Here is a 16841-nt window from a genome sequence, read left to right on the forward strand (position 1 = left end):
CAAATGCATGTAAATCGGCTATAGTGGAACCAGCTCCCGGAAGACCCCGGCCAAGGAAAGGCACATCATGCAGATCGGCGTATTCAGCGTTAGCGATATCACCACCGACCCCACCACGGGGCGCACCCCCACGGAGCACGAACGCATCAAAGCGTCCGTAGCGATCGCCCGCAAGGTCGAGGAAATCGGCATGGATGTCTTCGCCCTGGGCGAGCACCACAACCGGCCCTTCTTCTCCTCCTCCCCCACCACGACCCTGGCCTACATCGCCGCCCAGACGGAGCGCATTATCCTCTCGACGGCCACCACGCTGATCACCACCAACGATCCGGTGAAGATTGCCGAGGACTTCGCGATGCTCCAGCACCTCGCCGACGGCCGGGTGGACCTGGTCCTGGGCCGGGGCAACACCGCCCCCGTTTATCCCTGGTTCGGCAAGAACATCCAGGACGGCGTCGAACTCGCCATCGAGAACTACAGCCTGCTGCGCCGGCTGTGGGACGAGGACACCGTCAACTGGTCCGGCAAGCACCGCACTCCGCTGCAGAACTTCACTTCCACCCCCCGGCCGCTCGACGGCGTCGCCCCCTTCGTCTGGCATGGATCGATCCGCACACCGCAGATCGCCGAGGTGGCTGCGTACTACGGCGACGGCTTCTTTGCTAACAACATTTTCTGGCCCAAAGAGCACTACCAGCAGCTGATCGGCCTCTACCGCGAACGCTACGAGCACTACGGCCACGGCGCGGCGGACCAGGCGATCGTGGGACTGGGCGGCCAGTTCTTTATGCGCAAGAACTCGCAGGACGCCGTCAAGGAGTTCCGGCCCTACTTCGACAACGCCCCGGTCTACGGACACGGGCCTTCGCTGGAGGACTTCACCTCGCAAACGCCCCTCACGGTCGGCAGCCCGCAGGAAGTCATCGAGAAGACCCTGACCTTCCGTGAGTACTTCGGCGACTACCAGCGCCAGCTCTTCCTGATCGATCACGCGGGCCTGCCGCTGAAGACTGTTCTGGAGCAGCTGGACCTGTTCGGCGAAGAGGTCCTGCCGGTCCTGCGCAAGGAATACGCCGCGAAGACCCCGGCCCACGTGCCCGAACCGCCCACCCATGCCGGTCGCGTCGCGGCCTCCGTGGCCGCAGCCGGAGAAGCCGCCGGCGAGACTGCCGGCGAGACTGCCAGCCCCGCCGGCAGCCGGACCGTATAGTGTCCGCAACAACAGGCATGTCGCCGGTGCGCCTGGCCGCGGAGACCTGGGAATCCCTGTTCCGCGCCCAGGTGGCGGTGATGCGCCGGCTGCAGGCCGGACCCGCTTTCAAGGCCCTGGCCCTGAACGAGTACGACGTGCTGTTTACGCTCTCCCGCTGTCCGTCCGGATGGCTCCGCCAGAACGAGCTCAACGACCACGTGCTGCTAAGCCAGTCCAGCCTCAGCAGGCTCGTGGAGCGCCTCGAAAAGCGCGGCCTCGTCGAGCGGATGCCGGCCCCTGACGACGGCCGCGGTGTCCTGGTCAAGCTCAGCACCGCCGGCTGGGAGCTGCAGAAGCAGATCGGCCGGGAACACGTCCGTGACATCGCCGCGCTGGTGGTCCCGGCACTGACCGCGGCCGAGCAACACGAGCTGCTGCGTCTGACCGAAAAGCTGCGGGGCTCGGTAACCGCCCGATGAGTGTGGCGGCCGGGTTGCGGTCCCTAGTGAAGGGTGACGAGCTTCGCCGGGTCCTCGGCCGGGAGGTCGCCGTCGACGACGGCGGTGACGCTGAGCTGCGTCAGGGACAGGCTGCCTCCGACTGTGGAGAGGAATGCCGTATCCGAGGAATCCCGGCCGGCCGTGATCCGCAGCATGCTCTCCCGGGGAGCCAGCCCCGTGGGGTCGATGACGCGCCAGGCGCCGTCTAGATGGGCCTCGGCCACCGCATGGAAGTCCATCGGGCTCAGGCCCGGGGCATACACAGCGGCGAGCCGGGCCGGGACATCCTTGGCGCGCAGCAGCGCGACCGCCAGATGGGCAAAATCCCGGCAGACCCCGCGGCGGTGCAACAGCGTCTCGACGGCGCCGTCGGTCCCCCGTGAGGATCCGCTGATGTAGCGCAGCTCGCTGAAGACCCAATTGCGCACCGCATGGACCAGTTCGGCCCCCTGCTGGCCGCCGAATTCGGCGTAGGCGGTCGGCAGTAGCCGATCGGACTCCGCGTAACGGCTGGGCCTGACGTAGCGGATGAGTTCCATCAGCCGGGGTTCTTCCGGCAGCGCAAAGCCGGTCACCGTAGCCGAATACTCCACCAGCACCTCGGCGGGCTGCGCAAATTCCATGTAGTGGAAGCGCCCGCCGTGGTGGTCCGGGACTTCGGTGAGCGGAACTTCAGCGCCGGCGGAGGTCACGGACAGCGACTCCTCAAAGCCCTCGAAGCCGGCATTGCGTGCCACGGCGACCGCTAGGGCGACCTTGGTGCCGGCCACTGTGTTGAAGGCCATGCGGGTGGCTACAGAGCGTTTCATCGATCTCCGGGGTGTGAGGTTACGGCGCGGGAAGTGGCCGCTCCCGGCCCGGGTGGCGTGCGGGCTGCGGGACTAATTTTTGATCTTCAGAGACATTAGCATCCGCTGGACGTTCGCGTATTCGGAGCCTTCGTTGACGTAGTTGGCGGCCTGGCCGAGCGTGTCGAACGCCTTGGCCGGAGCCACCTTCTGGTCCGGGGTGAACGCCTTCAGCTCCGTCAGGTCACCGAACGAGTAGTCCCCCTTCCCTGCCGGGCCGCGGACCACGTTCTGCAGCACACAGGACTTTCCGTCGAGGCCACCAACCAGGTTGGTGATGCCGTAGGAGCCAAAATACTTGTAGCCCTGGATCACCCGGAACACCACTCGAGGGTCGATGGTGCCGTCCCCGCCGCGGTGCGGAAGCTCCACCGGGACGCTGTTGACAACAACATACGGCCTCGAGGCGTCGGCGGCACAGGACGCGGCAGGCAGTGGCTGGAGTCCGGTCTGCAGGGTGGCGAGGTAGCCGCCGGCTGCGTCTTTCACCTCGATTTTGAGGGCTCCCGGCATTGCGCCCTGCTCCGGTGCCACAGATTGGGCGATCCAGTCCTGCGGCAGCTCGAAGCTGACGGTCTTCGCCGGGTCGGTGAAGACCTTCCAAGCCGGCGCCGTTGCGCCGGGTTCCGCCGCACCGGAGCCGGTGGGCCCGGGCGAGGTGGCCGGCGGGGGGCTGCCCGCAGGGGGCCCGGACGGCGAAGCCGCCGCGGCGGTGCCGGCGTCGCCGCCTGCCGTCCACGCCGGGGTGCCCTTGCCTTCGCTGCTGCACCCGGAGAGCGCAGCGGCGGAGAGCGCCAAGGCAGCGGCGATCCGGAGGCCGCGGGCCGGCGCCCGCCGGAAGGTGTCCGTCCCAGTCATGGTGCCAGCCTAACCGGACATGGCGCCGCTCAGAGTTCCCGGATCAGGGTTTCGTAGAAGCCAACCCCGCGCTCCAGCGTCTCCAGCGTGATCTTCTCGTCGACGGCGTGGATGGATCCCCGGGCCGCGGCATCCATGGAAAACGGCGCAAAGCGGTACACGGCGTCGCAGATCCCGGTGAAGCGGCGGGAATCCGTGCCGCCCATCAGGATGTACGGGGTAACAAGCGCCTCCGGGAATGCCCGCGCAATGCACCCGGCCAGCAGCTCCCACTGCTCCCCGGTATGGGCCGAGACCGGGGACGGGTCGTTGCCTGCCACAATACGCAGCTCAACTTTCGGGTCCCGGATGATCTTCCGCAGCCGCGCCATGGTCCCCGCCACGGTTTCCCCCACGGCCACCCTGATGTTGGCGTTTGCCCGGGCCGTTGGGGCCAGGACATTGGCCGCGGGACTGCCCTGCAGGGTGGTGATGGCGACGGTGGTTCGGGTCATCGCATTGGTTTCATTTCCCATCCGCCCAAAAATCAGGGTCAGCGGCGCCCGGAACAAGGACAGCCTGGCGAACACGGCCCGCAGGGGTGCCGGGGCATAGGGTCCGAAGCGCCGGAGCATCTCCGCGGTAACATCCGGCAGCGACTGCGGGAACGGGCTTCTTTCGATCCGGGTGATGGCCCGGGCCAGCCTCGCCGTCGCACCCATCCGGGGCGGGGTGGAGGCGTGCCCGCCGGAATCCCGGGTCACCAGCTCAACGTCGAGGATCCCCTTTTCGGCCACTCCGACGACGGCGGCCGGCCGGGTCACGCCGGGGAACACCCCGGCGGCGACAGCGCCGCCCTCATCGAGCACCAGCCAAGGTCTAACGCCCCGGCCGGCCAGCAGCTTGGCTGCGGCCGCGGCACTGTCCCCGGCGGTCTCCTCATTATTGCCGAAGGAGAAGTAGAGGTCATGGACAGGTCCGAAGCCTGCTTCGAGCAGGGATTCCGCAGCTTCCATCACAGCGACCAGCTGACCCTTGTCATCGAGGGTTCCGCGGCCCCACAAGTAGGTCCCGTCGTTGTGCCCGGAAAACGGCGGCCGGGTCCAGGCCTCCGGGTCGCCGGCCGGGACGACGTCGTAGTGGGCCATCAGGACGGCCGGACGCTCAGCGGCCTCCGCGCCCGTGCCGGGCCAGCGGTACAGCAGCGCGTGGCCGTTAACACGTTCGTGCTCCAGCGCGGTGTGGACGCCGGGATACAACCGGGCCAGTGCGGCGATAAAGCCGTCGAACTCGGCAGTGTCCACTTGCTGGCCCGGCACGGCGGAGACAGTGCGAAACCGGACGAGTTCGGCCAAGGCTGCGGCGGCACGGCTGACGGGAGGAGCGGAGGTCGTCTGCATTCGCGAAAGTCTACGGCCCCGGAAGCGCCCGTGCCCGCTGCCGGGGCTGGGATGTGCGGCCGGGAAAGCGGGATACGCTGGGAACATGGCGGATCACGATTTTGGCTCCCGCGAGTTCGGAGCCCAGGACGGAGTGGCGGACATCTCCGCCGTCGACATTGCGGACTGGAGGCTCCGGACCTTTGCGTTGTACGCCAGCGTGCGGAAAATCGCGGCGCAGGATCCGGCCGAGGCGCATTCGTACTGGCGCCAGGAGCGGGACCGGATGTTCGGCACGCACCCTGCCTCGCCGCTGACGGCGGCCGCAAAGTCCACCTTCGGCGGCCTGAAAACGGCGGACTACGACCCGATCTACCGCTTCCATATCCCGCTGACGGGCGAGGGCGCCGGGCGGGAAATGAATGTTGAGACCGGAACCGACGGCCAGGTCCGTTTTGTCCGGCTGGGGACCTTCGATCTGCCGGAACTGGGCCAGCTCGCCGTGTGGAAGATCCACGGCTACGGCGGCGGCATCTTTGTGCCGTTCCGCGACGCCACGGCCGGCCAGCCCGGCGGAAGTTACGGTGCGGGCCGGTACCTGCTGGACACCATCAAGGGTGCCTTCCACGGTGTGCAGGGTTCGGGTCCGGGAGCGGAATTTGTTGTTGATTTCAACTTTGCCTACAACCCCTCCTGCGCCTACAACGAGGCCTGGGCATGCCCGCTCGCCGGGCCATCGAACCGACTGGCGGTAGAGATCCCGGCCGGCGAGTTGCACTGAGCCGATGGATTCCCAGCTTGAGCAGCACTCCGCCGCGCCTGCACCCGCCGGAGTCCGTCCGGCGGACCGCCGGCGGCACCGCGGGATTCTTCGGTACCCCCTGGTCCGGCAGTTGCTGCGATTCACCGCCGTCGGAATTGTCTGTACCGTCACGTCGCTGGCGCTCTATGCCTTCCTCCGCCCGTATCTCGGCCCGCAACCGGCCAACGCGACGGCTCTTATCCTCACCTCGCTGATGAACACGGCGCTGAACCGGCGGCTGACGTTCAAAATCACCGAACGCCACCGGATGAAGCGCGACCACCTCAACGGCCTGATCGTCATCCTCGTGGCGCTTCTGATTACCGGCGGCAGCCTCGGCGTGCTGCACTGGATCAACCCCGACGCCACAGTTTCTGCCGAGCTGTGGACCACAACACTCTCCGGCTTTGCCGCCACGGCCGTCCGCTTCACCATGCTGCGGCACTGGATCTTCCGCCGGGCCCGGCACCGTTAGGCCACCCACCGCCCCTCCCAGTCCTGTCCCGCCCAGTCCTGTCCCGCCCAACTGACTCGCAGCAAGTGTCGTTTTGGGCGGTCAAAACGACCCGTGCTGCTAGCTGGTTGGGTCGAGGGACTGGATGCTGACGACGGCGGTGCGGACCGCGGCCGCCGCCTCCCGCAGTTCCGCCGCCGTGATGGTGGCGTCAAAGCTGAAACGGACAGCGGTCTGGGCGGTTGTGGCGTCGAAGCCCATCGCCAGCAGCACCGGAGAGGGCTCATCGGACCCCGCGGCGCAGGCCGAACCGCTGGAGCAGATGACTCCATGGCGTTCGAGCTCCAGCAGCACGGATTCACCGCTGGTCCCCGGGAAACAGAACGAGGCCACGGAGGGCAGCCGCTCGGCCGGGTCGCCGGTCAGGACCGCGCCCGGAACCCCCGCCCGTACCGCGCCGATGAAGTCATCACGGAGTTCCGCCACCTGGGCCGCACGGGCCTGCTGACCGTCCTGCGAAAGGGTGAGCGCCGTCGCGAGGGCTACCGCTCCGGCCACGTTTTCGGTCCCCGACCGGCGCCCGCGTTCCTGCCCGCCGCCATGGATCAAGGGTTCCAGCCGGATCCTGCCGCGGACGAACAGTGCGCCCTGTCCTTTCGGCGCCCCCAATTTGTGGCCGGAGATACTCAGGGCATCAACGCCGAGTGCTGCCGTGTCGAGCGGCAACCAGCCGGCAGCCTGGACCGCGTCGGTGTGGAACGGAATTCGCTGTGCGCGGGCCAGTGCGGCCAGCCGGGCAATCGGCTGCACAGTACCCACCTCGTTGTTGGCGTACATAATGCTGACCAGGGCCGTTTCCGGCCGGAGCACGGCGGCGAGGGCAGCTTCGGTGACCCGGCCGAGGGAATCCACCGGAACAACGTCGACGCTGAAACCGTGCACGCGCTCCAGGAAGCGGGCGGATTCTTCCACCGCAGGATGCTCAACGGCGCTGATCACCACCCGGTCCAGCCGGGGGTCTGCGATGCGGCGGGCAAGGGCGATCCCTTGGACGGCCAGGTTGTCCGCCTCCGTGCCGCCGGAGGTGAAGACGATCTCACCCGGGCGGCAGCCCAGCGCCCTGGCCGTCACTGCACGGGCATCGGCGAGCGCCTGAGCTGCGGAGTCTCCGAAGGAATGCCGGCTCGAGGGGTTGCCGAACTCCCCCGTGAGGTACGGCCACATGGCGTCCAGTACCTCGCGGCGGACCGGTGTGGTGGCCGCGGCGTCGAGGAAGATCATGGTCTTCCCTGATCCGCCGTCCGCCGGCTGCCAGGTTCCATACCGGGGCCACGGTCCAGGTCGACGCCGAGTTCAATATCGAGTCCCAAGTCCAGGGCGGCGACGCTGTGGGTGAGCCCGCCGATCGAGATGACATCCACCCCGGCAGCGGCGATCCGCGCCACGGTAGCCAGGTTGACGTTGCCACTGGCCTCGACCCGGGCCCGGCCGGCCACCAGGGCCACGCCCGCGGCAAGATCCGCCAGGGTGAAATTGTCCAGCATGATGGTGTCCACCCCGGCGGCCAGCACGGGTTCGATCTGGTCCATCCTGTCCACCTCCACTTCGAAGTGTGTGGTGTGCCCCAGGCGCGCTTTGGCCGCCCGCAGCACTTCCGTAAGCCTCGACGGGTCTCCCCCGGTCAGGACGGCCAGGTGGTTGTCCTTGGCCAGCACCGCGTCCGAGAGGCCAAAGCGGTGGTTGGCTCCGCCGCCGCAACGGACGGCGTACCGCTCCAGCACCCGCAAGCCCGGCGTCGTTTTGCGGGTGTCCGTGATGCGCGCCCCGGTACCGTCAACACGGGCGACAAATTCCGCTGTTTTGCTGGCAATGGCGCTCATCCGCTGGACCAGGTTCAGGGCGACACGTTCGGCGAGCAGCACGGCGCGGGCGTTCCCGCTGACCCTCGCGAGCGCCGTGCCGGCGGCAAAGGCGGTTCCGTCAGCGACCAGGAGTTCAACGTCGGCCCCGGAATCTGTGAGCTTCATCGCGGCGGCAAAGACCTCACCGCCGCTGAACACACCGGACACGCGGGCGGCCAGGACCGCCGTCGCCCGCGTGTCCGCGGGGATCAGCGTCTGGGAGGTGATGTCGCCATAGGGCGCATCCTCAAGCAGGGCGGCGCGCAGCACGGCGTCGACGGCGGCCGCGGGCAGGGTTCCGGCGAGCGCTGGCACCGGGACGGCGGCCTGGCGGGGTGCGGCGGCCTGGCGGGGTGCGGCGGGTGCTGTCATAACGAAATCCTTTGTTTCGGGCGGGGTGCGGCTGGCTGCCGGCGGCCGGGTGCGGTGGCCGCCGGGATGGAGCAGGTGGGGGCAGCGGGCACCGGGGCGGGTCCGGAGGGTCCGGCGCCGGCGTCGGCGTCCGCCATAAAGTGGGCGCCCGCCGGGGCCGTTCGCTGCCGGGCGGCTGCCACCAGCAGCCCGGCGGCCAGCAGCAGGTTCCGGTCCTCGTGCGCCGCCGGGCCGGAGCCGGGTCCCGGTTGCGGGAGCCCGTCGGCCGCTCCGGCAACGGCAGACCACTGCGACAGAAGCGCGGCGGCGTCCTCGAGTCCGGCTCGGGTGCGCAGCACTCCGGCGGCACCGGTCATCAGCCGACGCAGGGCGTCCCGGCTGAACGGCTCACCGCCCGGGCCGGGCTCCGGGGCGGGGCGTTCAGCACCGGCACGGGCGGGCCAAACTGCCGGAGCAGGGTCCGTGCCGGCTCGGCCCAGGAAAGCCTCCACGGCCCGGCGGCCGAAGACGAGACCCTCCAGCAGCGAATTGCTGGCCAGCCGGTTGGCTCCGTGTGCGCCCGTGCAGGCGACTTCCCCGGCCGCGTAGAGTCCCGGCACGGACGTGCGGCCCCACAGGTCGGTGGCTACCCCGCCCATCCAGTAGTGCGCTGCCGGGGACACCGGAAGCACTTCGGTGGCCCAGTCGTAGCCCGCGGCGCGGGTGGCGGCGGTGATGGTGGGGAACCGCCGGGCCAGGAACCCGGGACCGCGGGACGCCTCCAGCCCCCGGGCGTCCAGGTACACGGGGCTGTCCGCGGGCGCGCCTGTCGCGGCCAGGTGCAGGGCAATGCTGCGGGAGACAACGTCGCGCGGGGCCAGTTCGGCGTCGGGGTGGTAGTCCGGCATAAAGCGGTAGCCGGCGGCGTCGAGCAGCACGGCGCCTTCCCCGCGGACCGCCTCGGAAATGAGCAGCGCCGGCGGGCCCCCGGGGACCTCCTCGGCCGCCAGGGTGGTGGGGTGGAACTGGAAGAACTCCAGGTCCCGGACGGCAGCCCCCGCCCGCCAGGCGAGGGCCAGGCCGTCGGCCGTGGCGACGGAGGGGTTGCTGGTCCGGCTGAAAAGCCGTCCGGCGCCGCCAGTGGCCAGGAGGACCGCGCCGGTGTCCAGCTGCCGCGGCCGGCCACCGGACAAGTACTCGACGCCGGTAATCCGGGCGCTGCCCGCCGCCGGTCCGGTTTCGGCGTGTTCGGTGCGCAGCCCGGTGACGAAGGCGCCGGTCTCGATCCGCAGCCGTCCCCGGAGGGCACGCTCGAGGACAGCTGCGACGAGGGCGCGGGCGATGCGGGAACCCGTCGCGTCGCCGCCGGCGTGCAGGATGCGGGCCGCGGAATGTGCCGCTTCGAGGCCGAGGGCCGGGCCGCCGCCGGGTCCGGCGTCGAAGTGAACACCAAAGCGCCGCAACCCCGCGATGTCCCGCGCTGCCTCGGTACACAACACCCGGACGGCCTCTGGGTCATTGAGCCCGGCTCCGGCGGCGAGGGTGTCGGCAATGTGGGCCGCCACGGAGTCTCCGGGCGCTGATTCCCCCGGCACAAGCACTGCCGAAATGCCACCCTGGGCGTAGAAGGTGTTGCTCTGCTCCAGCATTCCCTTGCTCAGGAGCACCACCTCACATGCCGGCACGGCGTCGGAGGCCAGCAGTGCTGCGTACAGACCCGCGATGCCGCTGCCCACCACCACCAGGCGCCTGGTCACGGCCGTGCCGCCAGCATCCGCTCAAGGGCGATCCGTGCCGGGGCGGCGACGTCGCCCGCCACCGTGATGCGGTTGACGACCTCGCCCCGGACCAGCGCTTCCAGGACCCAGGCGAGGTAGCCGGGGTGGATGCGGTACATCGTGGAGCAGGGGCAGATCACGGGATCCAGGCAGAAGATGGTGTGCTGCGGGTTTTCCGCCGCCAGCCGGTTGACAAGGTTGATCTCGGTGCCGACGGCGAAGGTCGCCGGCTCCGTCGCAGCCGCAATGGCCTTGCGGATGAAGTCCGTGGAACCGGCCGAATCGGCGGCGTCGACCACTTCCATCGGGCACTCCGGGTGCACAATCACCTGCACGCCCGGGAACTCGGCGCGGGCTTTCTCGATCTGGCCGACATTAAAGCGCTTGTGCACCGAACAGAAGCCGTGCCAGAGGATCACCCGGGAGTCCTGCAGGGCCTGTTCGACGTTGCCGCCGAGCTCCTTGCGCGGATTCCACATCGGCATCTGCCCCAGCGGCACCCCCATGGCCTTGGCGGTGTTGCGGCCCAGGTGCTGGTCCGGGAAGAACAGCACCCGCTGGCCGCGCTCAAACGCCCATTCCAGCACCGTAGCGGCGTTCGAGGAGGTGCACACGATCCCGCCGCGCTCGCCGCAGAATCCCTTCAGCGCCGCGGAGGAGTTCATGTACGTGACCGGGATGACCGGAACCCGGCCGTCGGCGTCGGGCTCGGTGCCGAACAGTTCCTCGAGCTGTTCCCAGCATTCGGTCACCGAATCGATGTCCGCCATATCCGCCATGGAGCAGCCGGCGGCCAGGTTGGGCAAGATGACTGCCTGGTCCGGGCGGGAGAGGATATCCGCGGTTTCGGCCATAAAGTGCACCCCGCAGAAGATGATCGCCTCGGCGTCGGGCCGGGTCAGTGCGGCGTTGGCCAGCTGGAACGAGTCGCCCACGAAGTCGGCGTAGGCCACCACCTCGTCGCGCTGGTAAAAGTGGCCCAGGACCACGGCGCGGTCCCCGAGCGTTGCCTTGGCGGCCCGGATCCGGGCGTCGAGTTCGGCGTCGCTGGCCCGCCTGTACTCCTCCGGCAGCTGCCCTTGCCGGGGGGTCGCCGCCGGGGCCACATCCGCGGCGGAGGCGCCGGGGCCGTAGGCGGGCACACCGGCGAGGGCCTCGGCGACGTCGAAGTCCCAGGGCCCGCGGGCGAGCGCCGGACTGCACGTGGCGGCCGTTGCCATGCCCTGGGCGTTGCTGGTGGCCTGTTCGCGGGTGATCAGCTGGATGGCCGTATTGACGCTGCTCATGGTGTGCTCCTGTTGTCTGGTTCAAGGCCCGTGCTGCCGGTAAAGCGGTAGAGGCGGGGCGGACGGTGTTTGCCGCCCTGCAGGTACTTGTCGGTTTCTTCGATTTCGGGTGTGGACTTGACCTGCCGGCGGAAATTGGCCGGGTCCAGTTCGCGGTCCAGGACAGCCTCGTAGACCTCCCGGACCTGGGCCAGGGTGAAGTATTCGCCCAGCAGGTGGTAGGCGATGGAGCCGTAAGCCATCTTGTTGCGCAGCCGCCAGAGCCCGTAGTCGATGATCGCGTGGTGATCGAAGGCCAGTTCGCCGAGCCGGTCCGCGCGGAACCACTTGACGTTCTCGGACTCGTCGGCGAGCGCAGCCTCGGTGGGCTGGACCAGCGCCCAGTAGACGATGGAGACCACGCGCTGGGTGGGTGAACGGTGCAGGCCGCCGAAGGCGTAGAGCTGTTCAAGGTAGCGGGGTGCCAGCCCGGTGGTTTCCCGCAGGTTCCGCGAGGCTGCGTCCGGCAGCGACTCTGAATGGGTGAGCGGGCCGCCGGGCAACGCCCACATCCCCTTAAACGGTTCGCGGATCCGGCGCACCAGCGGGATCCACAAGGTTGGCCGGCCGGAGCGCTCGCTGGGGCGAAGGGCGAAGATCACAGTGGAGATGGCCAGTGTAGGCGGCGCCAGCTGGCGCTCGGAGACGTTGGCAGCTGTTGTGTAGATGGTGGTTCACCCCGCGTCCTGGCCTTCCGGCCGGTCCCGGGACCGCCCGGACGGTTCCGGTCCGACCGCCGGAGGAGTTATAGTCAGATTGACTAGAACTAATTCTACGACGCCACCCGCCGGATGCAAAATGTTTCGGCCCGCCCGCGGGCTGCCGGGCAGGGACGGAGGGGCGCGGCTTAGCGCCCCGCGGCGGCCGCCTCCAGCAGCGGAAGTGTGCGGCCCTGGAAATGAGTGTTGAGCACGATGACCGAGGATGAGCGCAGCACGGTCCGGGTCGCGATCATGGCGTCCAGCACACGCTGCAGGTCCGGGTTGGAGCGTGCCGCGATCCGGGCCATCAGGTCGGAACTGCCGGACACGGTGTGGATCTCGATCAGCTCCGGAATCGCCGCGAGTGCCTCGACCACCGCATCGTGCCCCAGGTCCTGGTTGATGGTCAGGGAGCAGAAGGCCACCACCGGAAACCCGAAGCGGGCCGGATCCGGCTGCGGCACCCACGAGCCGATGACACCACTGTCCTGCATCCGGTCCAGCCGGGACTGCACGGTGGCGCGGGCAACCTTGAGCACACGGGAGGCTTCCAGCACCGAGGCCCTGGGCGAATCGGTGAAGAATCGAACAATCTTGGCGTCCAGGGGATCAACATCCATCGAACATTCCTCCAGAATGAGTCTTTTGAAGCACAAATCGTTGCAGTAAATCCGATTCAGGCGAGCAAACTGTCACTATGCTCTCACGGCTGGCGGACTCCGGCCCTGGCCCGCCGCGGTAAATTCAATAGGTCCCATAAGGACGTTTAGATCCACACCACACAAAGGTTCGCCAGCATGACAATGAAGTCCACCGCAGAGCGCCCCGGCCTGAAACTCGGCCACAGCATGAAGCCACGCCAACTGACCATGATGGGACTCGGCAGCGCCATTGGCGCCGGCCTTTTCCTTGGCTCGGGAGCCGGCGTCCAGGCCGCCGGACCCGCCGTCCTGATTTCCTACCTGGTCGCTGGAACCCTGATCATCCTGGTGATGTGGGCCCTCGGGGAAATGGCCGCCGCCAACCCCAACAGCGGTGCTTTTTCCGTCTACGCCGCCAAGGCCATGGGCCGGACCGCCGGAGCCACCGTGGGCTGGCTCTGGTGGCTGCAACTGGTGGTCGTCATCGCCGCCGAGGCCCTCGGCGCCGCCGCCCTGCTATTCACGGTGTGGCCGGTAATCCCGGTCTGGGCCCTGTCGCTGGTCTTTATGGTGATGTTCACGGCGATCAATCTGGCCGGGGTGAAGAACTTCGGCGAGTTTGAGTTTTGGTTCGCCATTCTCAAGGTGACCGCCATCCTGCTGTTCCTGGGCATTGGCGCCGCCCTGCTGCTAGGCCTGCTGCCCGACGTCCCCTCCCCCGGACTGACCAACTTCACCGCCAATTTCGCCCCCACGGGCTTCGGCGGCATTGCCACCGCGCTCTTTGTTGTGATCTTCGCTTTCGGCGGTACCGAGATTGTCAGTGTGGCCGCCGCCGAGACCGAGAACCCGCGGCACAGCGTGGCCCAGGCAATCCGCACCGTCGTCTGGCGGATCCTGGTTTTTTACATCGGCTCCGTGTTCGTTATCGCGGCGGTCCTGCCCTACACCTCGGATGCCCTGGCGTCGCCGTTCGCCGGCGTCCTGGACACCGCGGGGATTCCCGGCGCCGGCACCGCGATTACCCTGGTGGCCGTCGTCGCCCTGCTATCGGCGCTGAACGCGAACCTCTATGGCGCCTCCCGGATGGTTTTCTCGCTCTCCGAACGCGGCGAGGCTCCCCGGTTCCTGTCGAAGGTCAATAAGGCGCGGGTGCCCGTGCTCGCCGTCGGCGTCTCCGTGGCTTTCGGCTTCCTGGCCACCGTGCTGGAGCTGCTCTTTCCGGAGCAGATCCTGCCGGCGCTCTTCCAGCTGGTCGGCTCGACCTGCCTGATGGTCTGGGGCTCCGCTCTGGTGTCCCAGCTGATCCTGCGCCGCCGGGCCGACCGCGAGGGCACCGAGCTGCCGCTGCGGATGAGGGGCTTCCCGGGGCTGACCATCTTCGGCCTGGTGCTGCTGGCCCTGATCTTCGCCGTCGGCTTCAGCAGCCCGGAGAGCAGCAGGCAACTCGTCAGCACCATCGCGCTGGTCGCCGGCATTGCCGCGGCCTGCTGGATCGGCGCCCGGCTGACCCGCAACCGTCCGAACGTGTCCAAGTAGCTCGCAGCTGAGGCCGTTTTGGCGGCTCAGAACGACCTCAGCTGCGAGTCAGTTGGGCTGGGAGTCCGGCGCCGCGATACGAACAAACTGACAGGCTCAACGGCGGTTTAGCCGGTATTCCTGTGCAGTCTGGCTAGTGATTCGGCGGCTGATTGCCCAGTGGCGACGCGGTGACTAGGGTCACAGCCATGGACACTCTTCCCGTGGCTGCCGGCGATGCCGCCGACCCGCTCACTCCCGCCCAGCTCCGCGAGCTCTATTCGCTGATGGTGGCCGTCCGCCACCTCGACGCATCGGCGATCGCCTGGCAGCGCCAGGGCATCATGCCCGGCTACGCGCCCGAGCTCGGCCAGGAGGCCGCCCAGGTTGGCAGCGGCTACGCCGTTGACACCACCCGGGACTTCGTGTTCCCCACCTACCGCGAGATGGGGGTGGCCCGCACCATGGGCGTGGACATGGTGGCGTATATGGCGACCCACAAAGCCAGCTGGCACGGTGGTCTTTACGACCCCGTCAAGTCCCGGCTCGCACCGATCCAGGCTGTCGTGGCCGGCTCGGTGCTGCACGCGGTGGGCTGGGCCCACGGCCAGACGCTGACCGGCACCGCCGACGGCAAGCTCGGCGTCGCCCTGACGTACTTCGGTGACGGCGCATCCTCCCAGGGCGACGTCCATGAGGCCTTGAACTTCGCCGCAGTGATGAAGGCCCCAGTGGTGTTCTTCGTCCAGAACAATGGCTGGGCGATCTCGGTCCCCACCGAACGCCAGGTGGCCGGCGGCTCCGTCGCCGCCCGCGCCGCCGGCTACGGAATGCCGGCGCTGCAGATCGACGGCGATGATGTGGTCGCCGTCGTCGAGGCAACCCGGCGCGCGTTCGCGCACGCCCGGGCCGGCAATGGTCCGGTGCTCATCGAGGCAATGACCTACCGGCGCGGACCGCACTCGACCTCCGACGATCCGGGACGTTACCGCTCCCTCGACGAGGAGCACGACGGCGCCGGCGCCGATCCGCTGGAGCGTTTCCGGCAGCGGCTGCTCGCCGAGGGCATCGCCGACGAAGCCTTCTTCGCCGAGGCCCTCGCGGCAGCCAAAGCCGAAGAGGAACTCATCCGCACCGGAATCCAGGGACTCGACTCCCGCCCCGGCACCGAAATGTTTGACCTGGTTTTCCAGGAAACCACCCCTGTCCTGCAGGGTCAGGCCACCAACTGGCGCGAGGAGTCCGAACATGTCTAACTCGATGCTCACAACCGAAGCTGCCGTGAATGGTCCGGTGGCCGCCACGGTGATGTCGATGCAGCAGGCCCTGAACCGCGCCCTCGATGAGGTTCTCGCGGAAAACCCGAAGGCCCTGATCTTCGGCGAGGACTGCGGCCGGCTCGGCGGCGTCTTCCGGATCACGGACGGACTGCAGGCCAAACACGGCGAGCAGCGCGTTTTTGACACCCCGCTGGCGGAATCCGGCATTCTTGGTATGTCCGTGGGCTTGGCGATGGCCGGGTTCCATCCCATCCCCGAAGTCCAGTTCGACGGATTCGCCTACCCTGCGATCAACCAGATCGTCTGCCAGATGGCCAGGATGAACTACCGCAGCCGCGGCACCCTGCCGATGCCCATTACCCTGCGGGTTCCCAGCTTCGGCGGCATCCGGGCCCCCGAACACCACGGCGAAAGCCTGGAGGCGCTTTTCGCCCATGTGCCGGGCCTGAAAGTGGTCTCGCCCTCAAACCCACACGAGGCCTACCACCTGCTCAAATACGCCGCCACGCGGCCGGACCCGGTGATCTTTATGGAACCGAAGTCCCGCTACTGGCAAAAGGGCGAGGTGGACACCGCCAGCCACGATCCGGCCGGGGGCTCCCCCACCGGGGCCAAGGTGATGCGTGAGGGCCGCCACCTCACCCTCGTCGCCTGGGGCGCCATGGTGGCCCGCTGCCTGCAGGTGGCCGAACTTGCCGCCGAGGACGGGATCGACGTCGAAGTCCTGGATCTTCGCTGGCTCAAACCGATCGACGCCGCCGCGCTGGCCGTCTCAGTGCGCAAGACCCGCCGCGCCGTCGTCGTCCACGAAGCGCCGCTGACCTCCGGGCTGGGTGCCGAGGTGGCGCAGCTGATCACACAGGGCTGCTTCGACACGCTGAAGGCGCCGGTGGAACGCGTCACCGGCTTTGACGTCCCTTACCCCTCCGGCGACCTGGAGGATGAATACATCCCGAACATTGACCGGATCCTCTTTGGGATCCAGCGAGTATTGGAGTACAAACGTGGCTGAAATTTCCTTCCCGCTGCCTGATCTCGGCGAAGGCCTGATCGAGGCCACCGTGCTGGAATGGCTGGTCTCCCCGGGCGATCAGGTGGAGCGGAACCAGCCCCTCGTGGAGGTCGAAACCACCAAGTCGGCCGTTGAATTGCCCAGCCCGCAGGCGGGTAAGGTAGTGCGTATCCACGGCGGGCCGGGCGACAAAATCAACGTCGGCGAGCCCCTGATTGTGTTTGAGGTGCCGGACAACACCGCCGGCATCGTGGGCACGGTCCCGAAGGACGAGGCACCGAAGCGCCGGGTACGCCTGAGCGCCGTACTTGATGAGGACTGA

At 68.3% G+C, this 16841-nt stretch carries 17 protein-coding genes; 8 read left to right on the plus strand and 9 right to left on the minus strand.

The genetic code is table 11. The annotated features are described in order from the left end of the window. Positions 1-67 precede the first annotated feature (67 nt). Together ABIB49_RS15610 and ABIB49_RS15615 are read left to right on the plus strand one after the other, a co-directional pair. Positions 68-1210, plus strand: a complete 1143-nt coding sequence (locus ABIB49_RS15610) for an LLM class flavin-dependent oxidoreductase (RefSeq protein WP_282360388.1) — start codon at positions 68-70, stop codon at positions 1208-1210. A 17-nt stretch (positions 1211-1227) separates the two neighbouring features. Further along, the gene (locus tag ABIB49_RS15615; RefSeq protein ID WP_226776246.1) at positions 1228-1671 is read left to right on the plus strand and encodes a MarR family winged helix-turn-helix transcriptional regulator; all 444 of its coding nucleotides are present in this window, start codon (positions 1228-1230) and stop codon (positions 1669-1671) included. Between the two features lie 23 nt (positions 1672-1694). Here the strand turns inward: ABIB49_RS15615 and ABIB49_RS15620 are convergent, their stop codons facing one another. From ABIB49_RS15620 to ABIB49_RS15630, 3 genes are all read right to left on the minus strand, one after another. Next, positions 1695-2501 carry a transglutaminase-like domain-containing protein gene (locus tag ABIB49_RS15620; RefSeq protein WP_282360389.1) on the minus strand — a complete coding sequence of 269 codons (807 nt, stop codon included), beginning with the start codon at positions 2499-2501 and terminating at the stop codon, positions 1695-1697. Between the two features lie 72 nt (positions 2502-2573). Then, positions 2574-3398 (minus strand): hypothetical protein, encoded by an 825-nt coding sequence (locus ABIB49_RS15625; protein ID WP_282360391.1) that lies wholly within the window; start codon positions 3396-3398, stop codon positions 2574-2576. A 29-nt stretch (positions 3399-3427) separates the two neighbouring features. After that, the gene (locus tag ABIB49_RS15630; protein ID WP_226776235.1) at positions 3428-4777 is read right to left on the minus strand and encodes a M20/M25/M40 family metallo-hydrolase; all 1350 of its coding nucleotides are present in this window, start codon (positions 4775-4777) and stop codon (positions 3428-3430) included. Between the two features lie 85 nt (positions 4778-4862). Between ABIB49_RS15630 and ABIB49_RS15635 the strand changes: the two genes are divergently transcribed. Both ABIB49_RS15635 and ABIB49_RS15640 read left to right on the plus strand, forming a co-directional pair. Next, on the plus strand, positions 4863-5537 hold the full coding sequence (locus tag ABIB49_RS15635; RefSeq protein ID WP_226776236.1) for a DUF1684 domain-containing protein: 675 nt from the start codon (positions 4863-4865) through the stop codon (positions 5535-5537). A 4-nt stretch (positions 5538-5541) separates the two neighbouring features. Further along, positions 5542-6033, plus strand: coding sequence for a GtrA family protein (locus ABIB49_RS15640; RefSeq protein ID WP_226776237.1), 492 nt, complete (start codon positions 5542-5544; stop codon positions 6031-6033). A 99-nt stretch (positions 6034-6132) separates the two neighbouring features. Here the strand turns inward: ABIB49_RS15640 and ABIB49_RS15645 are convergent, their stop codons facing one another. From ABIB49_RS15645 to ABIB49_RS15670, 6 genes are all read right to left on the minus strand, one after another. Beyond that, positions 6133-7293, minus strand: a complete 1161-nt coding sequence (locus tag ABIB49_RS15645; protein ID WP_282360392.1) for a cysteine desulfurase family protein — start codon at positions 7291-7293, stop codon at positions 6133-6135. Further along, positions 7290-8285, minus strand: a complete 996-nt coding sequence (gene nadC, locus ABIB49_RS15650) for a carboxylating nicotinate-nucleotide diphosphorylase (RefSeq protein WP_354157333.1) — start codon at positions 8283-8285, stop codon at positions 7290-7292. Before nadC ends, ABIB49_RS15645 begins: the two co-directional genes overlap by 4 nt. Continuing rightward, positions 8282-10021, minus strand: a complete 1740-nt coding sequence (nadB, locus tag ABIB49_RS15655; protein ID WP_354157334.1) for an L-aspartate oxidase — start codon at positions 10019-10021, stop codon at positions 8282-8284. Before nadB ends, nadC begins: the two co-directional genes overlap by 4 nt. Continuing rightward, entirely contained in the window at positions 10018-11328 is a 1311-nt protein-coding gene (gene nadA / locus ABIB49_RS15660; protein ID WP_354157335.1) for a quinolinate synthase NadA, read from the minus strand. Before nadA ends, nadB begins: the two co-directional genes overlap by 4 nt. Continuing rightward, positions 11325-12035 carry an NUDIX hydrolase gene (locus ABIB49_RS15665; RefSeq protein ID WP_354157337.1) on the minus strand — a complete coding sequence of 237 codons (711 nt, stop codon included), beginning with the start codon at positions 12033-12035 and terminating at the stop codon, positions 11325-11327. Before ABIB49_RS15665 ends, nadA begins: the two co-directional genes overlap by 4 nt. Before the next feature lie 179 nt (positions 12036-12214). Beyond that, entirely contained in the window at positions 12215-12688 is a 474-nt protein-coding gene (locus ABIB49_RS15670) for an Lrp/AsnC family transcriptional regulator (protein ID WP_354157336.1), read from the minus strand. A gap of 177 nt (positions 12689-12865) precedes the next feature. Between ABIB49_RS15670 and ABIB49_RS15675 the strand changes: the two genes are divergently transcribed. The 4 genes from ABIB49_RS15675 to ABIB49_RS15690 all read left to right on the plus strand — a co-directional run bounded on the left by ABIB49_RS15675 (position 12866) and on the right by ABIB49_RS15690 (position 16841). After that, entirely contained in the window at positions 12866-14248 is a 1383-nt protein-coding gene (locus ABIB49_RS15675; RefSeq protein ID WP_282360398.1) for an amino acid permease, read from the plus strand. Positions 14249-14436: 188 nt separating this feature from the next. Further along, positions 14437-15483: a thiamine pyrophosphate-dependent enzyme gene (locus ABIB49_RS15680; RefSeq protein WP_282360399.1), complete on the plus strand. Its 1047-nt coding sequence runs from the start codon at positions 14437-14439 to the stop codon at positions 15481-15483. Then, positions 15476-16519, plus strand: a complete 1044-nt coding sequence (locus ABIB49_RS15685; protein WP_282360400.1) for an alpha-ketoacid dehydrogenase subunit beta — start codon at positions 15476-15478, stop codon at positions 16517-16519. Before ABIB49_RS15680 ends, ABIB49_RS15685 begins: the two co-directional genes overlap by 8 nt. Further along, the gene (locus ABIB49_RS15690; RefSeq protein ID WP_226774823.1) at positions 16512-16841 is read left to right on the plus strand and encodes a biotin/lipoyl-containing protein; all 330 of its coding nucleotides are present in this window, start codon (positions 16512-16514) and stop codon (positions 16839-16841) included. Before ABIB49_RS15685 ends, ABIB49_RS15690 begins: the two co-directional genes overlap by 8 nt.

It is taken from the genome of Arthrobacter sp. UYCu512 (assembly GCF_040547075.1).
Lineage (GTDB): Bacteria > Actinomycetota > Actinomycetes > Actinomycetales > Micrococcaceae > Arthrobacter.